The 23,602-nt window shown below is 68.4% G+C and carries 22 protein-coding genes; 8 read left to right on the plus strand and 14 right to left on the minus strand.

The features are described from left to right. Window positions 1-288: 288 nt before the first annotated feature. From eccCb to AC4HOU_RS06720, 6 genes are all read right to left on the minus strand, one after another. Window positions 289-4,611, minus strand: a complete 4,323-nt coding sequence (eccCb, locus tag AC4HOU_RS06695) for a type VII secretion protein EccCb (protein ID WP_280212963.1) — start codon at window positions 4,609-4,611, stop codon at window positions 289-291. After that, a complete protein-coding gene (locus AC4HOU_RS06700) occupies window positions 4,604-4,963 on the minus strand; it encodes a hypothetical protein (protein WP_228815128.1) in 360 nt (119 codons plus the stop codon). Before AC4HOU_RS06700 ends, eccCb begins: the two co-directional genes overlap by 8 nt. Window positions 4,964-5,575: 612 nt before the next feature. Beyond that, window positions 5,576-7,708, minus strand: a complete 2,133-nt coding sequence (gene nrdE, locus AC4HOU_RS06705) for a class 1b ribonucleoside-diphosphate reductase subunit alpha (protein ID WP_490724264.1) — start codon at window positions 7,706-7,708, stop codon at window positions 5,576-5,578. Between the two features lie 11 nt (window positions 7,709-7,719). Next, window positions 7,720-8,196 (minus strand): class Ib ribonucleoside-diphosphate reductase assembly flavoprotein NrdI, encoded by a 477-nt coding sequence (gene nrdI / locus AC4HOU_RS06710; protein ID WP_163816946.1) that lies wholly within the window; start codon window positions 8,194-8,196, stop codon window positions 7,720-7,722. 40 nt (window positions 8,197-8,236) lie between these two features. Further along, window positions 8,237-8,467 carry a redoxin NrdH gene (locus AC4HOU_RS06715; protein WP_163816944.1) on the minus strand — a complete coding sequence of 77 codons (231 nt, stop codon included), beginning with the start codon at window positions 8,465-8,467 and terminating at the stop codon, window positions 8,237-8,239. Between the two features lie 489 nt (window positions 8,468-8,956). Continuing rightward, complete coding sequence (locus AC4HOU_RS06720; protein WP_195019791.1) at window positions 8,957-9,526, minus strand: NAD(P)H-dependent oxidoreductase; 570 nt, start codon at window positions 9,524-9,526, stop codon at window positions 8,957-8,959. A 180-nt stretch (window positions 9,527-9,706) separates the two neighbouring features. Between AC4HOU_RS06720 and AC4HOU_RS06725 the strand changes: the two genes are divergently transcribed. Further along, window positions 9,707-10,327 (plus strand): TetR/AcrR family transcriptional regulator, encoded by a 621-nt coding sequence (locus tag AC4HOU_RS06725; RefSeq protein ID WP_228806544.1) that lies wholly within the window; start codon window positions 9,707-9,709, stop codon window positions 10,325-10,327. Between the two features lie 6 nt (window positions 10,328-10,333). Next, on the plus strand, window positions 10,334-11,158 hold the full coding sequence (nadE, locus tag AC4HOU_RS06730; RefSeq protein WP_163816938.1) for an NAD(+) synthase: 825 nt from the start codon (window positions 10,334-10,336) through the stop codon (window positions 11,156-11,158). Between the two features lie 47 nt (window positions 11,159-11,205). Here the strand turns inward: nadE and AC4HOU_RS06735 are convergent, their stop codons facing one another. From AC4HOU_RS06735 to moaA, 4 genes are all read right to left on the minus strand, one after another. Further along, entirely contained in the window at window positions 11,206-12,474 is a 1,269-nt protein-coding gene (locus AC4HOU_RS06735) for an RNA polymerase sigma factor (RefSeq protein WP_195019792.1), read from the minus strand. A 13-nt stretch (window positions 12,475-12,487) separates the two neighbouring features. After that, window positions 12,488-13,201 carry a YciI family protein gene (locus AC4HOU_RS06740; RefSeq protein ID WP_163816933.1) on the minus strand — a complete coding sequence of 238 codons (714 nt, stop codon included), beginning with the start codon at window positions 13,199-13,201 and terminating at the stop codon, window positions 12,488-12,490. A gap of 138 nt (window positions 13,202-13,339) precedes the next feature. Beyond that, on the minus strand, window positions 13,340-13,582 hold the full coding sequence (locus AC4HOU_RS06745) for a MoaD/ThiS family protein (protein ID WP_163816931.1): 243 nt from the start codon (window positions 13,580-13,582) through the stop codon (window positions 13,340-13,342). Beyond that, the gene (gene moaA / locus AC4HOU_RS06750; protein ID WP_195019793.1) at window positions 13,575-14,633 is read right to left on the minus strand and encodes a GTP 3',8-cyclase MoaA; all 1,059 of its coding nucleotides are present in this window, start codon (window positions 14,631-14,633) and stop codon (window positions 13,575-13,577) included. The genes AC4HOU_RS06745 and moaA overlap by 8 nt, the downstream gene beginning before the upstream one ends. A gap of 130 nt (window positions 14,634-14,763) precedes the next feature. Between moaA and AC4HOU_RS06755 the strand changes: the two genes are divergently transcribed. From AC4HOU_RS06755 to AC4HOU_RS06770, 4 genes are all read left to right on the plus strand, one after another. Then, the gene (locus AC4HOU_RS06755; protein WP_195019794.1) at window positions 14,764-15,984 is read left to right on the plus strand and encodes a molybdopterin molybdotransferase MoeA; all 1,221 of its coding nucleotides are present in this window, start codon (window positions 14,764-14,766) and stop codon (window positions 15,982-15,984) included. A 38-nt stretch (window positions 15,985-16,022) separates the two neighbouring features. Continuing rightward, the gene (gene moaCB / locus AC4HOU_RS06760; protein ID WP_228815571.1) at window positions 16,023-17,018 is read left to right on the plus strand and encodes a bifunctional molybdenum cofactor biosynthesis protein MoaC/MoaB; all 996 of its coding nucleotides are present in this window, start codon (window positions 16,023-16,025) and stop codon (window positions 17,016-17,018) included. Beyond that, complete coding sequence (locus AC4HOU_RS06765) at window positions 17,005-17,436, plus strand: molybdenum cofactor biosynthesis protein MoaE (RefSeq protein ID WP_195019795.1); 432 nt, start codon at window positions 17,005-17,007, stop codon at window positions 17,434-17,436. Before moaCB ends, AC4HOU_RS06765 begins: the two co-directional genes overlap by 14 nt. A gap of 211 nt (window positions 17,437-17,647) precedes the next feature. Beyond that, window positions 17,648-18,652: an AraC family transcriptional regulator ligand-binding domain-containing protein gene (locus AC4HOU_RS06770; RefSeq protein WP_163816924.1), complete on the plus strand. Its 1,005-nt coding sequence runs from the start codon at window positions 17,648-17,650 to the stop codon at window positions 18,650-18,652. 48 nt (window positions 18,653-18,700) lie between these two features. On the opposite strand, the gene AC4HOU_RS06775 is transcribed toward AC4HOU_RS06770, so the two are convergent. The 4 genes from AC4HOU_RS06775 to AC4HOU_RS06790 all read right to left on the minus strand — a co-directional run bounded on the left by AC4HOU_RS06775 (window position 18,701) and on the right by AC4HOU_RS06790 (window position 22,150). After that, window positions 18,701-18,889: a hypothetical protein gene (locus AC4HOU_RS06775; RefSeq protein ID WP_163816922.1), complete on the minus strand. Its 189-nt coding sequence runs from the start codon at window positions 18,887-18,889 to the stop codon at window positions 18,701-18,703. A 192-nt stretch (window positions 18,890-19,081) separates the two neighbouring features. After that, window positions 19,082-20,116 (minus strand): CobW family GTP-binding protein, encoded by a 1,035-nt coding sequence (locus AC4HOU_RS06780; RefSeq protein ID WP_195019796.1) that lies wholly within the window; start codon window positions 20,114-20,116, stop codon window positions 19,082-19,084. Window positions 20,117-20,175: 59 nt separating this feature from the next. Then, a complete protein-coding gene (locus tag AC4HOU_RS06785) occupies window positions 20,176-21,462 on the minus strand; it encodes an N-acetylmuramoyl-L-alanine amidase (protein ID WP_195019797.1) in 1,287 nt (428 codons plus the stop codon). A gap of 181 nt (window positions 21,463-21,643) precedes the next feature. Next, window positions 21,644-22,150, minus strand: a complete 507-nt coding sequence (locus AC4HOU_RS06790) for a sigma-70 family RNA polymerase sigma factor (RefSeq protein WP_228806743.1) — start codon at window positions 22,148-22,150, stop codon at window positions 21,644-21,646. Window positions 22,151-22,399: 249 nt separating this feature from the next. Between AC4HOU_RS06790 and AC4HOU_RS06795 the strand changes: the two genes are divergently transcribed. Together AC4HOU_RS06795 and AC4HOU_RS06800 are read left to right on the plus strand one after the other, a co-directional pair. Next, window positions 22,400-22,786, plus strand: a complete 387-nt coding sequence (locus AC4HOU_RS06795; RefSeq protein ID WP_195019798.1) for an Rv1352/Rv1906c domain-containing protein — start codon at window positions 22,400-22,402, stop codon at window positions 22,784-22,786. A gap of 61 nt (window positions 22,787-22,847) precedes the next feature. Next, window positions 22,848-23,597: an SDR family oxidoreductase gene (locus AC4HOU_RS06800; RefSeq protein ID WP_163816913.1), complete on the plus strand. Its 750-nt coding sequence runs from the start codon at window positions 22,848-22,850 to the stop codon at window positions 23,595-23,597. Window positions 23,598-23,602 lie beyond the last annotated feature (5 nt).

Raw genomic sequence — 23,602 nt, forward strand, 5'->3', positions numbered from 1 at the left:
CCACTACCGGCAAGCGGACGCCCGCCGGTTCTTATGCAAACGCATTCCCGTGCAGGATACATCCCATCTGTCCCACCCGCGCACCGACACGTTCGTCACACGGCGTTTCACACCCCGGGCGTGTCGGACAACAGCTCCCCGCGTCGCCGCCGTCACACCCGCCGGGCGTCGCACCGGCAGCCGGGCTGACGCAGCCAGAAGCCACTCCGGGCCTGGCGGACTCTGTCGAGCCCCGGCTACTCGGCATGGCCGCGATTGCCGGCCCGCCAGGATGAGGCGGACCACCCTTCACAGCTGCGGCAGGTAGCTGAGCTGGACCAATTCCGGGGGGCGGGAGCGGGTGACGAAGGTGCCGCGGCCGGGGGGTTGGGTGGTGGGGCGGACGTTGGCGAGCAGCGCGCCTTCCTCGGGGGAACCGCTCAGGACCAGGCCGTCGGCGCCGAGGTCGCGCAGCCGGCCGAGGACCGGGTCGTGCAGGGCGAGTGCGGCGCCGGCGCTGGCGCGGGCGATGATCACGTGCAGGCCGATGTCGTGGCCTTGGGCGAGGAATTCCGCCAGCGGCGCCAGCGGGTTGCCGGTGGAGGCGGCGCAGACCCGCTCGTAATCGTCGACGATGACGAACAGTTCCGGCCCCCGCCACCAGCTGCGGTCACGCAACTGTTGCGGCGAAACGTCCGGGCCTGCGGTGCGTTTCTCGATGAACTGCACGACGGTGTCGACGGCCTCGGTGATCGTCTGCGGTGTGGGCGAATAGCGCGCCACCTGCGGCAGCCCGGAGGACATCTCCAGCAACCGGCGCGCAGGATCGATGATGACCAGCGCCGCCTCGTCCTTGGTGGCCGCGCGGCCGAGACCGTCGACGATATTGGCCAGCAGCGTCGTCTTCCCGGATTCGGCGTCGCCGAAGACCACGAAATGCGGCTGTTTGGCGAAATCCAGCACCAAGGGGGCGAGATCGGTCGCCCGCAGGCCGATCACCACATGGCGGGCGCTCTGCTCGATCCCCTCCGCGTCGGCGATGGCCAGCAGATTCTCCCGCGCCACCCGCATCGGCAACGCCCGCACCTCGGGTGCGCGCCTGCCCGGGTAACGCTGGGCGAGCATCCGGCCGGAGGACAGCAGATCACCTGCCGGGGCGCTCAGCTCGGCGCCCGATTCCAGCCGCGGCATCGCGATCATCATGGCCTTGATCCGCGTTCCGGCGCGGACCAGCCCCCGGCCCGGCGTTCCTGGCACGCGCGCAGCGTCGTTCTTGTTGAACTCCGATTCGCCCGGATCGTCGAGGCGCAGTTCGAGTTTGGTGCCGAAACGTTCACGGAACACCGGGCGCAGATGGGCCCACCGGACCGCCGACACGATGACGTGCACCCCGTAGCCGAGGCCATCGGCGGTGAGATCGATCAGATGCTGTTCCAGCGCCTCGTCGTGCCGGCGAGCGTAGCCCCAGTCGTCGACGACGAGGAAGACATCGCCGAACGCGTCCGCCCGCGCCGGATCCGGCATGGTCGCGCGCCGTCGCCGGTACTCGGCCATCGAGGCGATCCCCAGTTCCTGGAACAGCTGGCGCCGGTTGCTCAGCACCGCGGCGACTTCGGCGACGGTGCGGCGCATACGGTCCGGCTCGCCGCGCCCGACCACCGCACCCACATGCGGCACCTGCTCGAGGTCGGCGAGTGCGCCACCGATATCGAGCACATAGAACTGCACCTGCTCGGGTGTGTGGGTGGCGGCCGCCGACAGCACGATCGTGGCCAAGGTGGTGGATTTGCCCGAGCGCGTCCCGCCCACCACCGCGACGTTGCCGTCTTCGCCGGCCAGCGGCAGCACCAGGGCACGTTGCAGCTGTTCGAACGGATCGTCCACCACCCCGACCGGTAGTTCCAGCATGCCGAAACCGCCGGGCGCCCAGCGGTGATCGGTGATCAGTTCGTCGATGGTGGCAGGCTCCGACAGCGGCGGCAGCCAGATCCGGCGGGCGGGCACACCGGCCGCGCGCACCTGCGATACCAGCGAATCGAGGAGGGTCCGTTGCACACCGCGCGCCTCGGCATCCTGGTCGTGGCGCCGCTCCGGCCGCGCCAGATAGGCGGTTTTGAATCGGATAGGTGCCGCGGCATCGGCTTTCAGGTACGCGAAGCCGGGCGTACTCGGCAACTCGTAGGCGTCAGGTACCCCGAGCACCATGCGCGATTCGGCCGCCGAAAACATCCGCAACCCGATCCGGAAGGACAGGTAGGCCTCGAACGGACCGAGCCGATAGCCCTCGAGACGCGCCGAGGACAGCAGTAGATGCAGACCGAGCGCCCTGCCGCGGCGGGCGATGGCGACCAGGGTGTCGCCGAAATCCGGTTTCTGGGCGAGCAATTCGGTGAACTCGTCGATCACCAGGACCAGGGCGGGCAGGGGCTCGAGATCGCGGCCGCGCCTGCGGGCGGAATCGTAGGCGCCGATATCGGCGTAATTGTGCCTGCGCAGCACCTGCCTGCGCCGTTCGATCTCACCGGCGAGGGTGGCCATCAGCCGATCCACCAGCGGCAATTCCGCGGCCAGGTCGTTCACCACGGCCGAGACGTGCGGCAGCGGCTGGAGTCCGTCGAAGGTTTCGCTACCCCGGAAGTCGACGAGCAGGAAGTTCACCGCGTCCGGCGGATGGGTGACCGCCAAACCGAGCACGATGTCCTTGAGCAGCATCGATTTACCGGATCCGGCGGCGCCGACCACCAGCCCGTACTGACCCATCCCCGATTCGCCGACCTGTTTCAGATCCAGCTCCACCGTCTCACCCAGATGGGTGACGCCGATCGGGATGCGCAACCGCTCGTGTTTGGAACGGTGCTGCCAGGCCACTTCGAGGTCGAGCCGGTCGTCTGCGCCGATACCGAACAGGTCGGCGAAATCGACGTTGCCGTCGAAGGAGGGGCGGCGGATCTCGCCGTCGGCCCGGCGAGCCGGCCAGGCCGCCGCGACCCGGCTGACCAGTTCGGCGGCGCCGTCGGCCAGATCGGGCAGCACCATCTTGTCCGGCGGCAGTTCCCGCAGGTCGGGCATGGCGATGCGGAACGGGCGGCCGCGGTACAGGGCCCAACCGGGACCGTCGGGCAGGCGGGCGGCCCGCTCCGGGTGGATCCGCGATTCGTGCGGGCGGTGCAGGCGCAGCTCGATATGGGAGGGCAGCAGATCCGCGAGCCAATCCGGCGCCTCGCTCCAATCGCGCACCGTCGCCACCACGTGCACGCCGTATTCGGGGCCGGCGCTGGCCACTTGGCGCAGGATGGCGGCGAAATCGGGGATCTGCTCGCAGAAATCGCCCCACCGGTCCAGCAGCAGGAAGATATCGGCGGCGGGCCCGCCGACCAGTACCGACCGCGCCGCGCGCAGGCTGGCCGGCGAGTCGATGTTGTTGGCGCGGTACATCTTCTTGCGGGAACGGATCTCGGCGACGATGGTCTGCAGCAGTGAGAGCACCTGCTCGGGTTCGTCGTCGCCGGCCACCCCGGCGATATGTGGTAGCGCGCCCATCGACCCGAGCCGATTGCTGGACTCCAGGACATAGATCTGCGCTTCGTCGGGTGCGTGGGTGAGCGCGAGCGAGCCGGTGAGGGTGCGCAGCAGCGTGCTCTTGCCCGCGCCGGCGCGCCCGACGACGAGCAGATTGCCGTCGGGGCCCGCGAGGTCCAGCCAGACGGTCTCCCCGGCGGCGCCGTCGGTGCGGCGTTCCTGCCCGACCGGCACCTTCAATCGTCCGGTGCCCCACCAGGCTTCGGCCCGCAGCCCGAGGGTCGCGTCCTGCTCCAGCCGCCCGAGCAGGCCGCCGAGCTGTACGCGGTCGCCCACCTCGACCGCACCGGGATGCCTGCGCCGCACCTTGGCGATGTACACCTCGTCCTTGAGCAGGCCGTAGTGGTTCGGCGTCTGCCTGCTGGTGCGGGCGCGCACTTCGGCGAGGGTGTAGGTCCACAGGTCGTGGGCGCTGATGCGGCCGCTGCCGTTGTCGGCCAGGCCGGTGCCGATGCCTTTCACCATGGCAGCGGTGAAGATCGATAGCGGCGCCGACTGATCGGCACCGCCGCGCCCGTCTTCGGCGGTTTCCACCGCACTGGTCGCGGTGAGCACGCAGATGCCCTCACCGGCGGCGAGCTCCTGGCCGACGTCGTCGATGGTCGGCGTCGACTTCATCACGTCGGCGCCGAGGAAGGCCCCGCTGTAGCAGCAGTCGAGCAGGATGACCTTCGCCGCGGCCGCCGAATCCTTGATGAGCTCCCGGATGAACGTGGCCGAGATCCCCGTGCTCGACAACAATTGCGGATCGGTATTGCTGGTGGCCAGGTACAGGTTCTGCCGGGTGCGCAGGCCATGGCCGGAGAAGTAGAGCAGCACCACGTCGTCGGGGCCTGCCCCGCGGAACAGGCGCTCGATGCTGCGCTCGATTTCGGCCTTGGATTCGTTGATCAGTAGATCGGTGGGCCGGAAGCCGCCGATTTCCGGATCGCGCAACAACTCTCGCAGTTGCTCGGCATCGGAGACCGGCGCGTAGAGCCGCGACAGCCCGTCGAAATGGTAGGTGTCGTTGGCGATGAACAGCGCGATGCGTTGTCCGGCCGGGCTATTCATCGGTGAGCAGATCCAGCAGCCGGTCGATCTGTTCGGCCGAGGCCGCGGTGATGGTGAGCTCGTCCTCACCCTTCTTGATGGTGATCGACCGTGCCCCCGCCCGGTCGATGAATTTGGCCACGATATCGCGCACCACCCAGGCGGCGGTGCCGAGCGCACCGCCGGATACGGCGAGCTGGCCGATCTGTTCGACCACACCGGATTTCGCGCCCTTTGGCACGGCGACGGGCACCGAGCGCACCCGCACCCCGCGGATCTCCTCGAGGTCGGCGCGTAGCTCGCCGGTGACCTGATCGAGCCAGTCCGGGCCACGGCGACCACCGCCATCGATCACGAATACAACATCACCCACGGCCGCCACCCCTCTGGTCACACACACTCCCTATGCGACCACAATAGCGCCGGCCACCGACAACGTCGCCAAAAGAAATGGCGGGGACCGGTGTTCACCGATCCGCGCCACCGACGAGCGCGCCGGTGCGGCCGCTGCCGTGGTCAGCCGGGCCGGTGCCGATGCCAGTGCCGCTGGGCCTACGTCGACGTCTCAGGACCTGGGCTGACGGCCGAGTTCACCGACCCGTCCGGTCGAGAGGCGTTCTGGTTCGCCAGATCCTCCACGCAGTACATACAAGACTGTTTGAACCTGCCCATGTTCGTGTGATACCGCGTGTGCGCGCTACGCTTACTCGACGGCATCGGTCGGCCCTTTCGAACGGCAGACATCTTTGCCCGAGTCTCAGTGCCTGCTGCCCGCCCGTAGTTCGGATTTCCCGCGCCCGTTCGCATCTCCGATAGTCGCTGCCGGGATTCCGCCGGCATCGCGTGTCCGAACCGCGGGTGCGCGTGACCGAATTTTCCGAAGTTGGGATTGGCTTCGACTCAGCACAGAGGCGAACTCCATAGATAACACCATGAGCTGGCCTATCCATGAGAACCCCCGCCCTTCGCCTACGACGAGCAGCACTTATAGCATACAGCTGACGCAGTTCTCAATTTCGGTCCCCTGCAACGCCATCTGACGCAGCCGGATGTAGTACAAGGTCTTGATGCCCTTGCGCCAGGCGTAGATCTGGGCCCGGTTGAGATCGCGGGTGGTGGCGGTGTCCTTGAAGAACAGCGTCAGCGACAGGCCCTGGTCCACGTGCTGGGTGGCCGCGGCGTAGGTGTCGATGATCTTCTCGTAGCCGATCTCGTAGGCGTCCTCGTAGTACTCGAGGTTGTCGTTGGTCATGTAGGGCGCCGGGTAGTAGACGCGCCCGATCTTGCCTTCCTTGCGGATCTCGATCTTCGACGCCACCGGGTGGATCGAGCTGGTGGAGTGGTTGATGTAGGAGATCGAGCCGGTGGGCGGCACGGCCTGCAGGTTCTGGTTGTAGATGCCGTGTTCCATGACCGAGGCCTTCAGCTCACGCCAATCGTCCTGGGTGGGGATGCGCACGCCCGCCTCGTCGAAGAGCTGCCGCACCCGATCGGTCTTGGGCTCCCACACCTGATCGGTGTACTTGTCGAAGTACTCGCCGCTGGCGTACTTCGATTCCGGGAAACCGCCGAAGTAGCTACCGCGCTCGATGGCGATCCGGTTCGACGCCCGCAGCGCGTGGTAGACCACGGTGTAGAAGTAGATGTTGGTGAAGTCGATGCCCTCTTCGGACCCGTAGTGGATCCGCTCGCGCGCCAGGAAACCGTGCAGGTTCATCTGCCCGAGACCGATCGCGTGCGAGGAGTTGTTGCCCTGCTCGATGGAGGGCACCGAGTAGATGTGGGTCTGGTCCGAGACCGCCGTGAGCGCCCGGATCGCGGTCTCGATGGTCTTGGCGAAGTCCGGCGAGTCCATCGTCTTGGCGATGTTGAGCGAGCCGAGGTTGCAGGAGATATCTTTGCCGACCTTCGAATAGGACAGATCGTCGTTGAACTCCGACGGCGTGGAGACCTGCAAGATCTCCGAGCACAGGTTGGAGTGGGTGATCTTGCCCGCGATCGGGTTGGCCCGGTTCACCGTGTCCTCGAACATGATGTACGGGTAGCCCGACTCGAACTGCAGCTCGGCGATGGTCTGGAAGAACTCGCGCGCCTTGATCTTCGACTTGCGGATGCGCTTGTCGTCGACCATCTCGTAGTACTTCTCGGTGACGTCGATATCGGCGAACGGCTTGCCGTAGATGCGTTCTACGTCGTACGGCGAGAACAGGTACATGTCCTCGTTCTTCTTCGCCAGTTCGAAGGTGATGTCGGGGATCACCACGCCGAGCGAGAGGGTCTTGATGCGGATCTTCTCGTCCGCGTTCTCCCGCTTGGTGTCGAGGAAGCGGTAGATGTCGGGGTGGTGCGCGTGCAGGTACACCGCGCCCGCGCCCTGCCGCGCGCCGAGCTGGTTGGCGTAGGAGAAGGAGTCTTCCAGCAGCTTCATGATCGGGATGACGCCGGAGGACTGGTTCTCGATCTTCTTGATCGGCGCGCCGTGCTCACGGATGTTGCTGAGCAGCAACGCCACACCACCACCGCGCTTGGACAGCTGCAGGGCGGAGTTGATGGAGCGTCCGATGGACTCCATGTTGTCCTCGATGCGCAGCAGGAAGCACGACACCGGTTCGCCGCGCTGCTTCTTGCCCGAATTGAGGAAGGTGGGGGTGGCCGGCTGGAAGCGGCCGTCGATGATCTCCTCGACCAGCTCGCGGGCCAGCTGCTCATCGCCTGCGGCCAGCGTCAGCGCGACCATGCACACACGGTCCTCGAACCGCTCCAGGTAGCGCTTACCGTCGAAGGTCTTGAGGGTGTAGGAGGTGTAGTACTTGAACGCGCCGAGGAAGGTCGGGAACCGGAACTTCTTGGCGTAGGCCTGCTGGAACAGGCTCTTGATGAACTCGCGGCTGTACTGACCCAGTACCTCGCGCTCGTAGTAGTTCTCGTCGATCAGGTAGTCCAGCTTCTCGTCCAGGTTGTGGAAGAAGACGGTGTTCTGATTGACGTGCTGCAAGAAGTACTGGTGGGCGGCCTCACGGTCCTTGTCGAACTGGATCTCGCCGTTCGGGCCGTACAGGTTCAGCATCGCGTTGAGGGCGTGGTAATCGAGTACCTCGCCGCCCTCCGCGCCCCGGATGGGGGCCTGCTCTAGGCGGGCCGTCTTACCGGTCGGTGCTGTCGTTGTTGCTGCCAAAACAATCCCAATCCCTCTCGGACGCGCTCGACGTCCTCCGCGGTTCCCATGAGTTCGAAGCGATACAGGTACGGCACCCCGCATTTGCGCGAGATCACCTCTCCCGCATAGCAGAAGGTCTCGCCGAAGTTCGTGTTGCCGGCCGCGATGACTCCGCGCAGCAGGGCGCGGTTGTGCGGATCGTTGAGGAACTTGGCGACCTGCCGCGGTACGAAGTCCTTATCGGACCGGCTCCCCCCGAGAACGTGCCGACCGCCCCCGTAGGTGGGGACGATCAGCACGTAGGGTTCGTCGACGCGCAGCGAATCGGCGGTGTGCAGTGGTATGCGAGTCGCCGGGAGACCCAGCTTCTCGACGAAACGATGTGTGTTCTCCGACGCGCTGGAGAAGTAGACCAGCGCGTTGTCCGAGGCGTCGGAGGACTCGGACATGGCCACCTCCCTCTCACATCGGAAGGACGGATGCGTCGGATCAGGCCGCGACGGCCAGCGACTTGATGCGGTCGGGCCGGAAACCGGACCAGTGCACGTCGCCCGCGACGACCACGGGGGCCTGCAGGTAACCCAGCGCCATGACGTAATCACGCGCCTCGGCGTTCTCGGAGATGTCGATGACTTCGTAGTCCACCCCGGCCTTGTCGAGGGCCTTGTAGGTGGCATTGCACTGGACGCAAGCGGGCTTGGTGTACACGGTGATGGTCATTGATGATGTCCCTCTCTCCTATGCCTGATCCACAGCCGGTGATCCGTATGCAGTGCCTGTGACAGCAAGATCCTGGTTGCTGCGCAAACTCCTGGATCTGGCCCGAAATCCCCTGCTCGGGCCGGTCCTCACTGGGTCGGGCTAGGTGCTCTCGCTTGCCCCGCTCCAGTACCGAAGACACTACACCTAGTGGCCGACACTTTGGAACAACACGACATGTTGCGAGTCACAAGAATGAAATTTCGTCGCCGTAAGTCCCTGGACAGTCGATTCGCAAGCCGACACGACCGTGTCACAGATCACAATTCGATACTTCGGCGCTTCCCCAGCAAACCCTTGCATCACGTCGGTCACAAGCGCCTCGAGCGCCTCCTGCGCCTATCCCGCCCCATCGTCACCACCCTCGCATGAGGCCGTCGCGACCCAGAAACGACGGTGCCGCCCGCATCCGGCGAAGGAAGCGGGCGGCACCGTCGGCGGTACGCGGGATCAGGCCGAGACGAGCTCGTCTCGCGCGGCGCCGACCAGCTCGGCGATCGTGGCCGACAGGGCGGTCAACGCCTCGGCGTCCTCGCGCGGATGCGCGGCGCCGAACCGCTCGCCGATCGTGGCGAAGTGCAGATGCGCGGTCTCGACGATCCGCCCGCCCGCGACGCCGACGGACTTGACCGCGTCGCCGTGCGCCCAGCGCGCCGCGTTGGGGCTGATGGAGGCGCTCACCACCGCGACCGGCTTGTCCTTGATGGCACCGGCGCCGTACGGGCGCGAGAGCCAGTCGATGGCGTTCTTCAGCACGGCGGGCAAGGTGCCGTTGTATTCGGGGGTGACCAGCAACAGGGCGTCGGCCTCGGCGGCCGCGGCCCGCAGCGCCTGCGCGGCGGCCGGCACCGAACCCTCGACGTCGAGGTCCTCGTTGTAGAACGGGATCTCGGCCAGGCCCTGGTAGATCGAGATCGCGGCGTCGTCCGGGGCGATCTGCACCGCGGCCTCGGCGAGCTGGCGATTGATCGAGCCGGCGCGGAGGCTGCCGACGAGGGTGAGGATGCGGGTCGTGCTCATGTCTTCTCCTGGTCTACTGGTAGCGACTGCCGATGTAAGCTATGGGTTGATAACCGGACCGTGGTCCGAATAATTCCTACCGAAGTAGGCGTGCCACCAGTGAGCTACAACACCCCTGTGCCCGAACCCCTCATACCCGGTACCGCCGACACCTCGGCCAGGGCGGGCGATGCCGGACCGCTGCTCCACATCGGCGCGCCGCTGCCGGGAATCAGCGAACCCACCGAACGCGCCGACGCCGCGCGCAACCGTGCGCTCCTGCTCGATGCCGCCCAGCAGCTGGTGCGCGAGCACGGCGTCGACGGACTCACCATGGACGCGCTGGCCAAGCGTGCCGGCGTCGGCAAAGGCACGGTCTTTCGCCGCTTCGGCAACCGGACCGGGCTGATGCTCGCCCTGCTCGACCATTCCGAACGCAAGTTCCAGGAGGCGTTCATGTTCGGGCCGCCGCCGCTGGGCCCGGGCGCCCCGCCGGTGCAGCGACTGGTGGCCTTCGGGCGGGCGCGACTGCTCGACATCGAGGTCGAGGGCGAACTGCACCGGGCGGCGGAGATGGGCTCGGCCGACGAACGGTACGGCGGACGGCCCTACAACCTGCTCAAGACCCACGTCTCGATGCTGCTGCGGCAGGCGGTGACTCCCGGCGACATCCCGTTGCTGGCCGATGCGCTGCTCGCCGCGCTGAGCGCCGCGCTGGTGCTGTACCAGATCCGCGCTCAGGGCTACACCAGAGAGCAGATCGGCGATCACTGGGAAGGTCTCGTTCGGCGTGTGGCGGGGCCCCATCCGCCAGTAGAGTGAGCGGCTATGGGGAACCTGCGTGCACAGATCATCGCCGAGCTCGGCGTCCAGCCGTCCATCGAGCCGAAAACCGAGGTCCGGCGCCGGATCGATTTCCTCAAGGACTATCTGCGCGCCACACCGGCGAAGGGATACGTCCTCGGCATCAGCGGCGGCCAGGACAGTGCGCTGGCCGGGCGGCTGTGCCAACTCGCCACCGAGGAGCTGCTGGCCGAGGGTGTCGAGGCCACCTTCATCGCGGTGCGGCTGCCCTACGGCGTGCAGGCCGATGAGGCCGATGCGCGGATCGCGATGAACTTCGTCGCGCCGCAGCGGTCGGTAGTGGTCAATGTGCGCCCCGGCGCCAATGCCGTTGCCGCCGAGGTCGCCTCGGGATTGCAGGTGCCGAAGCTGCGCGATTTCGTGCGCGGCAATATCAAGGCCAGGGAACGGATGGTGATCCAGTACGCCATCGCCGGTCAGGAGAATCTGCTGGTGGTGGGCACCGACCACGCGGCCGAGGCGGTCACCGGCTTCTTCACCAAGTTCGGTGACGGTGGCGTCGACCTGACTCCGCTCACCGGCCTCACCAAGCGTCAGGGCGCGGCGCTGCTCCAGGAGCTCGGCGCACCGGCCTCGGTCTGGTCCAAGGTGCCGACCGCCGATCTGGAAGACGATCGCCCCGCCCTGCCCGACGAGGAAGCACTCGGCCTGCGCTACAGCGAGATCGACGACTACCTCGAGGGCAAAGAGGTCAGCGCGGAGGTGGCGCAGCGGGTGGAGGACATCTTCCTGAAGACCCGGCACAAGCGCACGGTGCCGGTCACCCCGCTCGACGACTGGTGGCGCTGAGCCGCGCGACTCGCCGAACTCCGCCGGCGCGACGCGCTGAGCGGCCGCTAGTTCGACGGCTCCGGCTGCTCCGGGTGCGCCTGCTGCGCGGCGATCACCTCATCCAGGCGCCGTCGCAGAAACCGCGCCGCCGGATCGGTGCCGATCCGCGCCAGGGCCTGGCGGTAGTGCCGCTCCGCCGCACGATGTCGACCGGCCCGGCGCAACAGGTCCGCACGCGTGGCCGAGACGAGATGGTTGCCCGCGAGCCGCGGATGGTCCGCGATCTCGTCCAGGGCCGCGAGCCCGGCCTCCGGGCCGTCGAGGAAGCCGATGGCGACGGCGCGATTCACCTCGATCGCGGGTGTCCAGGCACCGGCCTTCAGCTCGTCATAGGCGGAAACGATGGCGGCCCAATCGGTCTGCTCCCAGCTCGGGGCGACGGCATGTGAGGCGGCGATCCTGGCCTGCGCGAGGTACTTTCCGCCGCCGCCCTCCTCGGCGGCCGCGACCAGACACGAGAGGCCCGCCCGGATTTTCGTCCGGTGCCAGCGGCGGCGATCCTGCTCCTCCAGCGGAATCAGCTCACCGCCCGCACCGCGACGTTGGGCGCGGCGGCTGTCGGTCAGCAGCATCAACGCCAGCAGGGCCCTGGCCTCCGGCTCGTCCGGCATCAGCTCGCACACCAGGGTGCCGAGCCGAATCGCCTCATCGCACAGCTCATCTCGCACCGCCTCAGGGCCCGACGTGGCGAAATAGCCCTCGGTGAACACCAGGTAGATGCAGGCCAGCACGGCCGGAGTGCGTTCGGGCAGCAGCTGCGGGGGCGGCACCCGCAGCGGGATGCCCGCGTCACGGATCTTGGCCTTGGCCCGGCTGAGGCGTTGCGCGACCGTGGATTCCGGTTGCAGGAACGCCCGCGCGATCTCGGCCGTGCGCAGCCCGCACACCAGCCGCAAGGTCAGTGCGACCCGGGATTCCGGCGCCAGCGCGGGATGACAGCAGGTGAAGATCATGCGCAGCTGATCGTCGGCGATCGAGCCCACATCCGGCTCCTCGTCCTCGGGTGCGAGTCGGGCGGCAGCGTATTCCTTGGCCTCGCGGGAGGATTCGCGCCGCAGACGGTCGAGGGCCCGGTGCCGGGCGGCGGTGGTGATCCAGGCGCCGGGGTTGTCGGGACTGCCGCGGCGGGGCCAGGTGCGCAGCGCGTCGGCGAACGCTTCCTGAACGGCGTCCTCGGCCAGACCGACATCGCCGGTCAGCCGAGCGAGCGTGGCGACAGCCCGGCCGAACTCGGCGCGGTAGACGCGATCGAATTCGGCCGGCTCGGTGGTCACGGACACAGTGCTACTACTGGCCGAGGTCGACGATCTGGCGCAGTTCGGTGCGCCCCTTGGCGCCCAGCGGGATCTGGGCGGCGATCTCCGAGGCCGCTTGCCGATCAGGGGCCGCGAACAGATAGAACCCGTCGACCACCTCCGCGGTTTCGGCGAAGGGGCCGTCGGTGATGGACAGTTCGCCCTCCCGCATGCGCAAGGTCGTCGCCGATGACGGTGGCCGCAGCGCACCGCCCCCGCGTTTCGCCGCACCGACCCGGTCGGCGAAGCGCTGGTGCTCGGTGAGCGCGGCCGCCCATTCCGGGGTGTCCGGGACGATCACCGCGTCGGCGCGATCCCACAGCAGCGCCATCCACCAATCGGCCCCTGGTGTGTCGTGCGGGGTCCACTGCACCAGCGGGCGCAACTCGACCGCACCCGTCTCGACCGCGGGGAGCTGCCTGGCGAGTCCGATGGCCTCGTCGAGGTCGGCCACGTCGAAGACGTAGAACCCGCCGACCACCTCGGCACCCTCGGCGAACGGGCCGTCGGTGAGCAGTGTGGTGTCACCGTCACGGGTAACGTTCACCGCGGTACTGGACGGATACAGCGCCGCACCGCCCGCGATGGCGGCGGCGACCCGCTCCTCGAATTCCGCGTACCGCTGGACCTCCGCGTCGAACTCCGCGCTGCCCGGAAGTGCTTCCGGATCGTCATCGCGCCCGACGAGCAATGCCAGGTACTGCATGGCGTCATCCTTCCTCGAATCGGAGGAGCCCGATACCCCTCTCATCAGCACGACGGATGACGATCGCGGTTCTCGACATCGCTGCCGACATCGATGCGGATCAGCCTGCCCGGCCGCTCACGCCCGTGCGAAAACCGGTCAGCCGCCGGCGAACGGCGGCAGGACGTCGACGCGCGGGGGCAACGCGACGGCGGCATCGCGGGTGAGTTCGTCACCGACGAGATAGGCGCAGACGTCGAGCATCTTGTCCAGGTCGGGGCCGTACTCGCGGGCCAGGGCGGTGCGCAGGTCACCGACGGTGGCCCCGGCGGGTAGGTCGAGCGTTTCGGTGTCCTTGCCGACCGCGTCGGCGATGGCGGCGAAATAGCGGACCTCAACCACCGATGGCTCCCATCGTCCGTTCGGGTGGGACGAAACCGGCCGCGTCGATGCCGTGGCCCGCCCACTTGTTCCACATCGCGCCCCGCCACAGCTGGGCGATCTCGGCATCATCGGCGCCCGAGCGCAGCACCGCGCGCAGGTCGAACTCCTGATCGCTGAACAGGCAGGAGCGCAGCATGCCGTCGGCGGTGAGCCGGGTGCGGTCGCAGGTATCGCAGAACTTCCTGGTCACCGACGCGATGATGCCGACGGTCGCGGGCCCGCCGTCGACCAGCCAGCGCTCCGCCGGCGCCGACGGATCCGATCGCCCGGCGGCGGTGAGTTCGAATCGGGTGCCGAGCACCTCGAGCAGTTCGGCCGCGGTCACCATGTTCGTGCGCGCCCACTCGTGATCGGCGTCCAGCGGCATTTCCTCGATGAACCGCAGCTCACAGCCCTCGTCCAGGCACCAGCGCAGCAGGTCGGGCGCACCGGCGAGCGTCTGGCGCATCAGCACCGCGTTGACCTTCATCGGGGCCAGGCCGGCGTCGCGGGCGGCGCGGATGCCTGCGAGCACGGAGTCGAGCCGGTCGCGGCGGGTGAGGGTGGCGAAGCCGAAGCGGTCGACGGTGTCGAGCGAGACGTTGACCCGGCCGAGCCCGGCGCGCGCCAGTCCCTCGGCGCGATGTTCCAGACCGACCCCGTTGGTGGTCATGGCCAGCGGCGTCTGCGGTACCTGCGCATGGCAGCCCGCGATGATCTCTTCCAGATCGCGGCGCATGAGCGGCTCGCCGCCGGTGAAGCGGATCTCCCATATGCCCAGCTCACGCACGGCGAGCGCGACCAACCGGACGATCTCGGCGGCGGTCAGCAATTCCTCGTGCGGAATGGCGGGCAGGCCCTCTTCCGGCATGCAGTAGGTGCAGCGCAGCGAGCATTTCTCGGTGATCGAGACCCTGAGGTCGCGGGCGACGCGGCCGAATCGGTCCACCAGCAGCGGTGTTTCGGGGCGGCCGTCGAGCGAGGGACGCCCGGACCGCACGGCGGGGATGCCCATCTCGACCAGCGTCACCCCTCCATTATGACCCGTCGGCCGCTGGGCACCACGGCGCCGTCACCGTCGCCACACCTCACAATCGCCGCGGTCCAGGGGTGAGACGATGGCCGCGACCATGGCCGCGACCTGCGATTAGGCTGAGCGCATGACTACCCGGTCCGCCACCGTCGCCGTCCGGTCCGTCGACGAATATCGCGACAGCATCGAGACGCTGCTGCGTCCGCTCGCGGCGCGACCGGTCGAGACCGTCGCCGTGTCCGCCGCCCTGGGCAGGCAGCTGGCCGACACCGTGCGCGCCCCCGTCGACCTGCCGGTCTTCCGTAACTCCGCGATGGACGGCTACGCGGTGCGCGCCGCCGACGTGGCCGTCACACCGGTGACACTGCCGCTGTCGGGCGTGGTCGCGGCAGGCGATCCCGGCCTGGAGCCGCTGGCGCCTGGCACCGCGCGCAAGGTGATGACCGGTGCGCCGGTGCCGCCGGGCGCCGACTGCGTGGTCCCGGTGGAAGACGCGCGCGGCGAGGCGGGTGCCGTCGTCGTCGAGCGCGGGCGCAGCCGGGGCGAGTTCGTGCGGGAACCGGGCACCGACGTCCGGGCCGGTGACGAACTGGTCCCCGCCGGGACGCTGCTCGCGCCACGGCATATCGCCGCGCTGGCGGCGGTCGGCCTGCCGTCGGTGCGGGTGTTCGAGCCGATCCGGGCGGTGGTGATCACCAGCGGTGACGAACTGGTCCCCGCGGGCACCGCGCTGGCGCCGGGCCAGATCTACGACTCCAACGGCATCGCGCTGGCCGCCGCGCTCACCGCGAACGGCGTCGCCGTCGCCGGCGTCGAACACAGCGGCGACCAGCCCGCGCAGTTCCGCCGGATACTGTCGGCCGCAACGCGTTCGGCCGACGTGGTGTTCACCACCGGCGGGGTGTCCAAGGGCGATTTCGAAGTGGTCAAGGACGTCCTGGAACCGATGGGCGGGCAGTTCGGCTCGGTGGCGGTGCAGCCGGGTGGCCCGCAGGGTTCGACCGTGGTCGATGGCGTTCCGGTGCTCAGCTTCCCCGGTAATCCGGTCAGCGCGATGGTCTCGTTCGAGGTGTTCGCCCGTCCGATGCTGCGCCGCCTGGCCGGGCTGCCCGAGGTGGAGGTCTTCGAACTGCCCCTGCTGAGCGCCATCCGTTCACCACGGGGCCGCCGCCAATTCCTTCGGGGCCGGCTGGCCCGCACCGCGGGCGGGCCGCGCGCGGTGGAGGTGGTGTCCGGGCCCGGCTCGCACCTGGTCGCGAGCATGGCGGCGGCCGATGTGCTCATAGATGTGCCCGCCGAGGTCGATGCTCTGCCGGTCGGCGCGACTGTGCGAGTGTGGTCGCTGTGAACGAGTTGTCGCATGTGGACGCCGAGGGCCGCGCCCATATGGTTGATGTGAGCGCCAAGGCCGAGACGACCAGGGTCGCGGTCGCGGCGGGTGAGCTGCGCACCACCGCCGAGGTGGTCGCCTTGGTGCGCGCCGACGATATGCCCAAGGCCGATGTACTCTCCACCGCCCGGATCGCCGGCATCGCGGGCGCGAAGAAGACCTCCGAGCTGATTCCGCTGTGCCATCAGCTGGCGTTGTCCTCGGTAAAGGTGGCCTTCGGGTTCACCGAGGATTCGATCACCATCGAGGCCACCGCGAAGACCAAGGGGCCCACCGGTGTCGAGATGGAGGCGCTGACCGCGGTGGCCGTCGCTGGGCTCACACTGCACGACATGGTCAAGGCCGTCGATCCGGCGGCCGTGCTGACCGGAGTCCGACTGCTCACCAAAGACGGTGGCAAGCACGGGCATTGGGAACGGCCCGCGGCCGAGTCCGGCGGCGCCGATCGGGTGGTTCCCGCCACCCCCTCCGATGCGCGCGCCACCGAGGTGTCCACCGAGTCCGCGCGGCCCGGCAAGTCCGCCGTCGTGCTGGTCGCCTCGACCGGCGCGGCCGCGGGCACGCGCACCGATACCACCGGTCCCGCCCTCACCGAATGGCTGCGCGGCCTCGGGTTCTCGGTACGTGGCCCGCTGATCTACGCCGACGCCGATATCGCGGCCGGCCTGGCCGAGGCATTGGGTGACGCGCCCGAGCTGGTCGTCACCACCGGCGGCACGGGCGCCTCCCCCACCGACGCCACCCCGGAAGCCACCCTCGCCGTGCTGGATCGGGAGCTGCCCGGCGTCGCCGAGGCCATCCGGCAGCGCGGCACCGCGAAGTTCCCGCTCGCCGCATTGAGCCGCGGGGTGGCGGGACTGGCCGGCCGGACGGTGATCGTGAACCTGCCCGGCTCCCCCGGCGGGGTCAAAGACGGTATCGCGGTGCTCGAGCCGTTGCTCGGGCATCTGCTGGCTCAGGTCGCGGGAGGCGGTGACCATGACAACGGGTGATCTGGTGCGGCTGGCCGAGATCAGTGATCGGCCACTGGATCCGGCGGTGGTCGACGCCGCCGTCGCGGGCCCCGAGCACGGCGCGGTGGTCGTGTTCACCGGGGTGGTACGCAACCACGATGGTGGGCAGGCGGTCTCGGCGCTGGAGTATTCGGCACATCCGGACGCGCAACGCTTTCTGCGTCGTTGCTGCGCGGAGCAGGCCGACGCCTCCGGGCTGCCGGTGGCCGCGGTACACCGGGTGGGCAGCCTGACGATCGGCGATCTCGCCATCGTGGTGGCCGTCGCCGCGCCGCATCGGGCCGAAGCCTTCGCCGCCTGTGCCGAACTGGTGGACCGGATCAAACACGAGGTGCCGATCTGGAAGCGACAGCTGTTCGCGGACGGGTTATCGGAATGGGTCAACGCCTGCGGCTGAGCGTTCGACCTGCGGCGGAGCACTCGAGCCACGGCCGGATTGTCGTTACCGCGACAGGATGACACGCTCGCGAGATGTCGCATACGAGACAGATTTTCCGTGTTTACGCGGGGATTCTTTCGGGTAAACTCTGGTCTCGTTTCGTGACGAGTCATGGGATGCCCGTATACGGTGACCGTCAGGTGCTTGTAGGTCTCCCGCAGGAGAGGGCATGCGTTCTGACCAAGTCACGTTGCATCGGTTCGTCATCGGCGAACTCACTGCGGCCGGATTGGACCGAGACAAACTGATCCGGGACATCGGGCTCCCGTCATGGGCCCTTGCCAGCCCCGAGGCGTATGTGCCGAGCGAGATCTTCGCGCGCCTGTGGGAGGTCGCCGAACACGAGCTCGGCGATCCGGCCGTCCCGCTGCGCGTGGCGAACCGCTACAGCATGGGCGCGCTCGGCCTGTACGACTACCTGTTCTCCACCGCACCCGATCTCGGCTCCGGGTTGCGCACTCTCGGGCCGTATGTCACCGCCGTGACCACCAACCATCGCTGGGGTCTGGTCCAGGACGACGACGAAGTGACGCTGTCGATCGAGATGGTCGACACCGATGGCTACAGCCGAGACCGGATTCATCTGTGGGGGCTGGCCGCCGTCGTGGCGCGCAGCCGCCTGGTGATCGCCGCGCCGGTGATCCCGATACGGGTGCAGCTGCGGCGCGAGCCACCGCCGTCGCTGAACGCCTTTGTCGAACTCTTCGGCACCACCGATATCGAATTCCGGGCACCCATCGACGCGGTGACCTTCCGCGCCGCCGATATGAATCTGCCGCTCACCTCCACCGATCCCACTCTCGCCACGGTGCTCAAGCCGTTGGCCGACGCGCTGCCGCCGCCTCCGCCGCTGGCCACCACCTGGGCGGAGCAGGTCGCGACGGCTCTGGCCAAGGCCTTGGAAGTCGGTGAGGTATCGCTGGAAGCGGTAGCGCGCAGGATGGCGACCAGCCCACGCACCCTGCAGCGGAGGCTCATGGAGGCCGGAACGACCTGGCGTCAGGAGGTGGACCGGGCGCGCGCGGCGCGGCTCGCGGAGGCCACCGCGACCGGTCCGATCACCCGGGCCCGGCAGGCTCAGCTGCTCGGGTACACCGATCCGGGTTCGCTGCGGCGGGCGGCGCGACGCTGGTCGATCACCGGCTCGCATCGCCGGTGCGAGCAGTTGGACTGAACGCCGCCGACCCGACCCGGGGCCGGCGACGTTGCACCGGTCCGGATGTTATTTCAGGAATCGCGCGGCGATGCGCCAGAAGGTGCCGCCCTCGAGGGAACGGAAGTCCCAGCTTCTGGCGGCCGCGTGGGACGCGGCGACAATGGCCGGTACGTCGAAATCGTAGCGGGTGGCCGTACCTTTGGCCTCCAGCGCGGCGATCACATATGCAGTGGCAGTCTCCCTGGTCGCGTACATGACACTCTCCCCTCGTCAACAAGCGAACTTCGAAACTGTCCGCAGTGCACCGGGGGCCCACGAGGCGACACGCCTAGTGCGGCGACACGACGAACATGATGACGAGTTTTGTGCGACCGGCACGGTCGCGCCAGCGCCTATTGCGCCACATTGGTGATAAACGCGCCAATTTCGGATTATCCGGCCGCCGACTCAGTGCGGCACGTATCGCCATACCGGCAGCATCGAGGCCTCGTCCAGCAATTGCTCGCCGGCGTGCACCGTCTCGTTCAGGCGTTTCAGCGCCAGTTCGGTATCCAGACCGGCACCGATGAGAACCAGCCTGCTGCGGCGATCCTCGCCGCGCCGCCATGCGGCCGGCTCGCATACGAGATGTCTTCCTACCATGTGCAGAACGAACTTGCGATGCTCACCGGCGACCGCGAATGCGGCGAATCCCTTGGCGCGGAACAATCCCGGCGGCGGATCCTCGAAGAAGCCGATCAGTTGCCTCGGATCCAGATCGCGGGAGCTGGTGAACGACACGGTGAGGTACTCGTCGTGCAGATGGCGGTGGCCGTCGGTGGGATCGTGCTGATGCTCGGCGAGCAGTTCGTCGAAGCTCAATTGCTCGGCCACCCGCGGAGCTTCGCGCAACGGTTCGTCGAACAGCAGGCCAGGTTCGATCCGGCCGTGGCTGGTCGCGTACACCGGGGCAGGCTCGATCAGCGTGGCGATCTCCGCGCGCAGCGGTGCGAGCTGCGCCGGTTCGACCCGATCGGCCTTGTTGACCACCACCAGATCGGCCAGCCGCAGATGATCGGCCAGTTCCGGATGACGCTCCCGGTGCGCCGGGAACTGTTCGGCGTCGACCACTTCCACCAGGCCGCCGTAGCGGATGCGCGGATTCTCGCTGGCCGCCACCATGCGAATCAGGTTGCGCGGTTCGGCCAGGCCGCTGGCCTCGACCACGATGACGTCGATGCGGGCGCTCGGCTGGGCGAGCCGGTCGAAGAGCTCATCCAATTCGCTGACGTCGACCGCACAGCACACGCAGCCGTTGCCGAGCGAGACCATGGCGTCGACCTGGCCCGCCACCAGCATCGCGTCGATATTGATCGCGCCGAAGTCGTTGACGACGACCCCGATCCGGGTGCCGCGATTATCGCGGAGCAGATGGTTGAGCAATGTCGTCTTGCCGGACCCGAGGAACCCGGCGACGATCACGACAGGAATCGACTGGGCCACCCGGACACCCTACTGGCATCCGCCGACACCCTCTCCCCACGGCCGGATGCGGCCTAGGGTCAGTCCGTCGGCGCGAACAGGGCGGCGGCCAGCGTGTAGGCCAGGTTGATCAGCTCCGCGGTGATCGCGGTGTCGTCCATGCCGAGCGCCTTCGCCAGCGGCATCAGCAGTTCCATCACGGTGCCGACGACGCCGTCGTCGGAATCGCCGGTCCGCGCTTCCGGGGAGGTGCTGCTGGACCCGCTCGGCGCCTTGGTGGTGCTCGGCGTCGACTTCGGCGTGGTCGCCGGCGCGGACCGGGTCTGCGGCGCGTCGGAGCCGGGTGCCGTACGGGAGTTGTTCACGCCAGGCCGTTGCGCGGGAGCCGCCGGTGGCGTGGTGGTGGTCGGCGCCGGCGCGGTGGTCTGCGCGGGAGTCGGCGCCCCGGCCGGGGCCGGTTCCGCAGCGGCGGTCGTGGTCGGCGCCGCAGAGGTCGTCGTCGGAGCCGGGTCCTGCGGCGCAGGAGCCACCGCGGGGGTATCGACGCCGGTATCGGGCGCCCCGACCGGGGTATCGGCCGACGGCGGTGCGCCGAGCAGGAAGCTCACCAGTCCGGTGGTGATGGCGATGGCGTGCTTCAACTGCCCGTCGCCGGATTCCAGCAGCGCGGCATCCTCGGGGTTGGCGCCGTTGCCCATCTCGATGAACACATCGGGCACGGTCGTCAACGCGGGCCCGGCGACGTCGGCGCGGGTCTGCAAGCCGTCCACCACGCCCGCGTAGTTCGCCGACGGGAAGCCCGACGACAGGTAGGCATCGCGCATCGCCTTCGACGCCGCCAACCCGGCCGTCGACTGCACCCGGTCGGCCGCGGGGTCGGGGATCGGCAACTGCGGCACGATGACGTGGAACCCGCGATACTGCGCGGGCGCTCCGTCGGCGTGGATGCTGACCGCCACGGCGGCCCCGGAGGCGTTGGCGGCCGCGGCGCGCTCGTCGATGCACCCGCCCCAACCGCTGTCGTCCTGGCGGCTGAGCACGACGCGGGCGCCGAGGCTTTCCAGTGAGGTCTTGACCAGCTGGGCGACGTTCCAATTGATGGTGTGTTCGGCGACGCCGTTGACGGTGGTCATGCCGGTGGTCTGGCAGTCCTTCGTGCCGCCGCGGCCGTCGCTGACCTGGCGCGCGAGGTTCTCGGTGTGGTTCGGCCCCTGGTGGCCCGGATCGAGGAAGACGGTTCTGCCCGCCAGTTTGGTGGCCATGTCGGGCGATACCGGTGCGGCGGTCGCGGTGACGGCGGACGGAGCGAGCGCCATGGCCGTACCGACGACGGCGCAGAGACCAGCCTTGACGAAGTTCGGCTTCATATGCGGTCGGCGCTCCGGGACGGAGCGCCCCTCCCTTCCCACTAGCTTCCCACTAGCAACACCAAACCCAGTGGTTCACTCTGGTCACAGCGGCAACCGCAGCGCAACCCTCGTTACGGAAGTGTGATCTGAGCCACGACCGTTTCGCGCCGGGGGCCGGAGGAAGGGGTGTCAGCGCAGGTCAGGCGGCTTGCGGCAGCTGCCGCAGGGTGCGCAGCGCGTAGTGCACCCTGGTCTTCACCGTGCCCACCGGGACGCCGAATTCGGCCGCGACCTCCTGATAGGCGCGGTCCCGCAGGATCACTTCGACCACCGCGGCGCGCTGCGAATCGGTCAATCGGGCGAGTAGATCGTCGACCAGCAAACCGTCGACAAGGCCGTCGGCGAAGTCCGGATGCGAATAGCGGACATCGCTGAGTTCGGAGACCTCTTCCCACCCGGTGTCGCCGGGCCTGCTCGCGCGCGCCCGCGCCATATCGATCAGGACATTGCGCTCGATGGCCAGCAGCCAGGTCCGCAGGCTGCCCTTACGTTCGTCGAAGCGGGCACAGGAACGCCAGGCCCGCAGCAGCGTCTCCTGGACGGCCTGCTCGGCCAGCCCTTGATCGCCGAGCGCGTGCATGGCGCGCCAGTGCAGTAATGCGCGGTCCTCGGCCAGCACGGAGGCCAGGCCGTCGTCGGTGCACAAACGAGCGCACCGCGTCCCACACGCGGATCCGGAAACCATTCGAGCCGAGCGACGACCTGTCATGTAAGAGATATCGCGCATCGCGGCCTCGGTGACATCACTCACATCGAGGAAATTGTGCGAATCGACGAAATTCCCCGAATCGCCCAATGGGGGTGCACCCGTCTGGTAGATCTGCCGGGGAGATTCGGGGATCTCAGACCGGCCGCTTCCCGGCGGCGACCTTGCGGGATTCGAGGAGACATCGTCATGCGTGCAGGCACGCTGGTCATCGCCGGAGCCATCGCTTCGGTCACCACATTGCTCGGCGGTGGGACCGCTGCCGCCGCACCGGCCCCCGAGATGCCGCACGACGGCGTCTATATCGTCGGCGTCGATATCAACCCCGGATTGTGGGAAGCGCCCGGCACACCCGACCCGGCACACGGCTGCGATTGGCGGCGGCTGTGGAAGGTCGAGGGCGACAACACCGATATGCGATATGTCCGGGCCAACAATTACACCCGCGAACGGCCGGTCCGGGTATTGATCGAAGCGCACGATGTGGCCTTCCGAACGGTGAATTGCGGTCCGTGGCGACAATTGCCCACGCCGCCGAACAGCGGGTCCGCCGGCGCCCTCCCGACCCGCGGCTGATCGAATGCCACCGGCTCGCCGGTCGCTATCGAGCACTGTTCAGCATCACTAGGGTCGAACCATGACGAGGACCAGGATTCTGATCACCGGCGCCAGCGCGGGTCTCGGCGCGGGCATGGCGCGCCAATTCGCCGCCAAGGGCCGCGATCTCGCGCTGTGCGCGCGCCGCGTGGACGCGCTCGAGGCCTTGCGCGACGAACTGACGGCCGCGCACCCCGGTATCACCGTCGCGGTGCGCGCGCTCGACGTCGACGATCACGCCGCGATCCCCGGGGTGTTCGGCGAACTCCGCGACGAGCTCGATGGTCTCGATCGAGTGATCGTGAACGCCGGGATCGGCAAGGGCGCCAAGGTCGGCACCGGTCGCGCCGATGCCAATCTGGCGACCGCCACCACCGATTTCGTCAGTGCACTGGCCCAGGCGGAGGCCGCGCTGGAGATCTTCCGTGAGCAGAACTCCGGCCACCTGGTGCTGGTCTCCTCGATGAGCGCCGTCCGGGGATTCCCCGGCAAGCGGGCCGCGTACGCGGCGAGCAAGGCCGGGCTGGCCGCGCTCGGCGATGGGCTGGCCACCGAACTGCGCACCTCGCCGATCGCGGTGACCACCCTGCTGCCCGGTTTCATCGCCACCGAGATGGTCACCCAGGCCGGCGACACCCGGTTGATCGCCCCGCTGGACAAGGGCGTCGCCGCGATGGTCGCCGCGATCGAGGCCGAGCGGGTGCGTGCGTGTGTACCCGGATGGCCGTGGCGGCTGTTCGATCTCGTCCTCCCCCGGCTGCCGCGTGCGGTGATCGCCAAGATCGGCTGACCGGC

The sequence above is a fragment of the Nocardia sp. JCM 38205 genome, from assembly GCF_058222935.1.

Bases quoted from the DNA above. Each gene is read 5' to 3' on its own strand.
- nadE (WP_163816938.1), top strand. From the start codon at position 10,334: ATGGGGAACCTGCGTGCACAGATCATCGCCGAGCTCGGCGTCCAGCCG.
- AC4HOU_RS06785 (WP_195019797.1), bottom strand. From the start codon at position 21,462: ATGAAGCCGAACTTCGTCAAGGCTGGTCTCTGCGCCGTCGTCGGTACG.
- AC4HOU_RS06715 (WP_163816944.1), bottom strand. From the start codon at position 8,467: ATGACCATCACCGTGTACACCAAGCCCGCTTGCGTCCAGTGCAATGCC.
- nrdI (WP_163816946.1), bottom strand. From the start codon at position 8,196: ATGTCCGAGTCCTCCGACGCCTCGGACAACGCGCTGGTCTACTTCTCC.
- AC4HOU_RS06755 (WP_195019794.1), top strand. From the start codon at position 14,764: ATGACTACCCGGTCCGCCACCGTCGCCGTCCGGTCCGTCGACGAATAT.
- AC4HOU_RS06765 (WP_195019795.1), top strand. From the start codon at position 17,005: ATGACAACGGGTGATCTGGTGCGGCTGGCCGAGATCAGTGATCGGCCA.
- AC4HOU_RS06740 (WP_163816933.1), bottom strand. From the start codon at position 13,201: ATGCAGTACCTGGCATTGCTCGTCGGGCGCGATGACGATCCGGAAGCA.
- AC4HOU_RS06795 (WP_195019798.1), top strand. From the start codon at position 22,400: ATGCGTGCAGGCACGCTGGTCATCGCCGGAGCCATCGCTTCGGTCACC.
- AC4HOU_RS06770 (WP_163816924.1), top strand. From the start codon at position 17,648: ATGCGTTCTGACCAAGTCACGTTGCATCGGTTCGTCATCGGCGAACTC.
- moaCB (WP_228815571.1), top strand. From the start codon at position 16,023: ATGGTTGATGTGAGCGCCAAGGCCGAGACGACCAGGGTCGCGGTCGCG.
- AC4HOU_RS06720 (WP_195019791.1), bottom strand. From the start codon at position 9,526: ATGAGCACGACCCGCATCCTCACCCTCGTCGGCAGCCTCCGCGCCGGC.
- AC4HOU_RS06800 (WP_163816913.1), top strand. From the start codon at position 22,848: ATGACGAGGACCAGGATTCTGATCACCGGCGCCAGCGCGGGTCTCGGC.
- eccCb (WP_280212963.1), bottom strand. From the start codon at position 4,611: ATGAATAGCCCGGCCGGACAACGCATCGCGCTGTTCATCGCCAACGAC.
- AC4HOU_RS06775 (WP_163816922.1), bottom strand. From the start codon at position 18,889: ATGTACGCGACCAGGGAGACTGCCACTGCATATGTGATCGCCGCGCTG.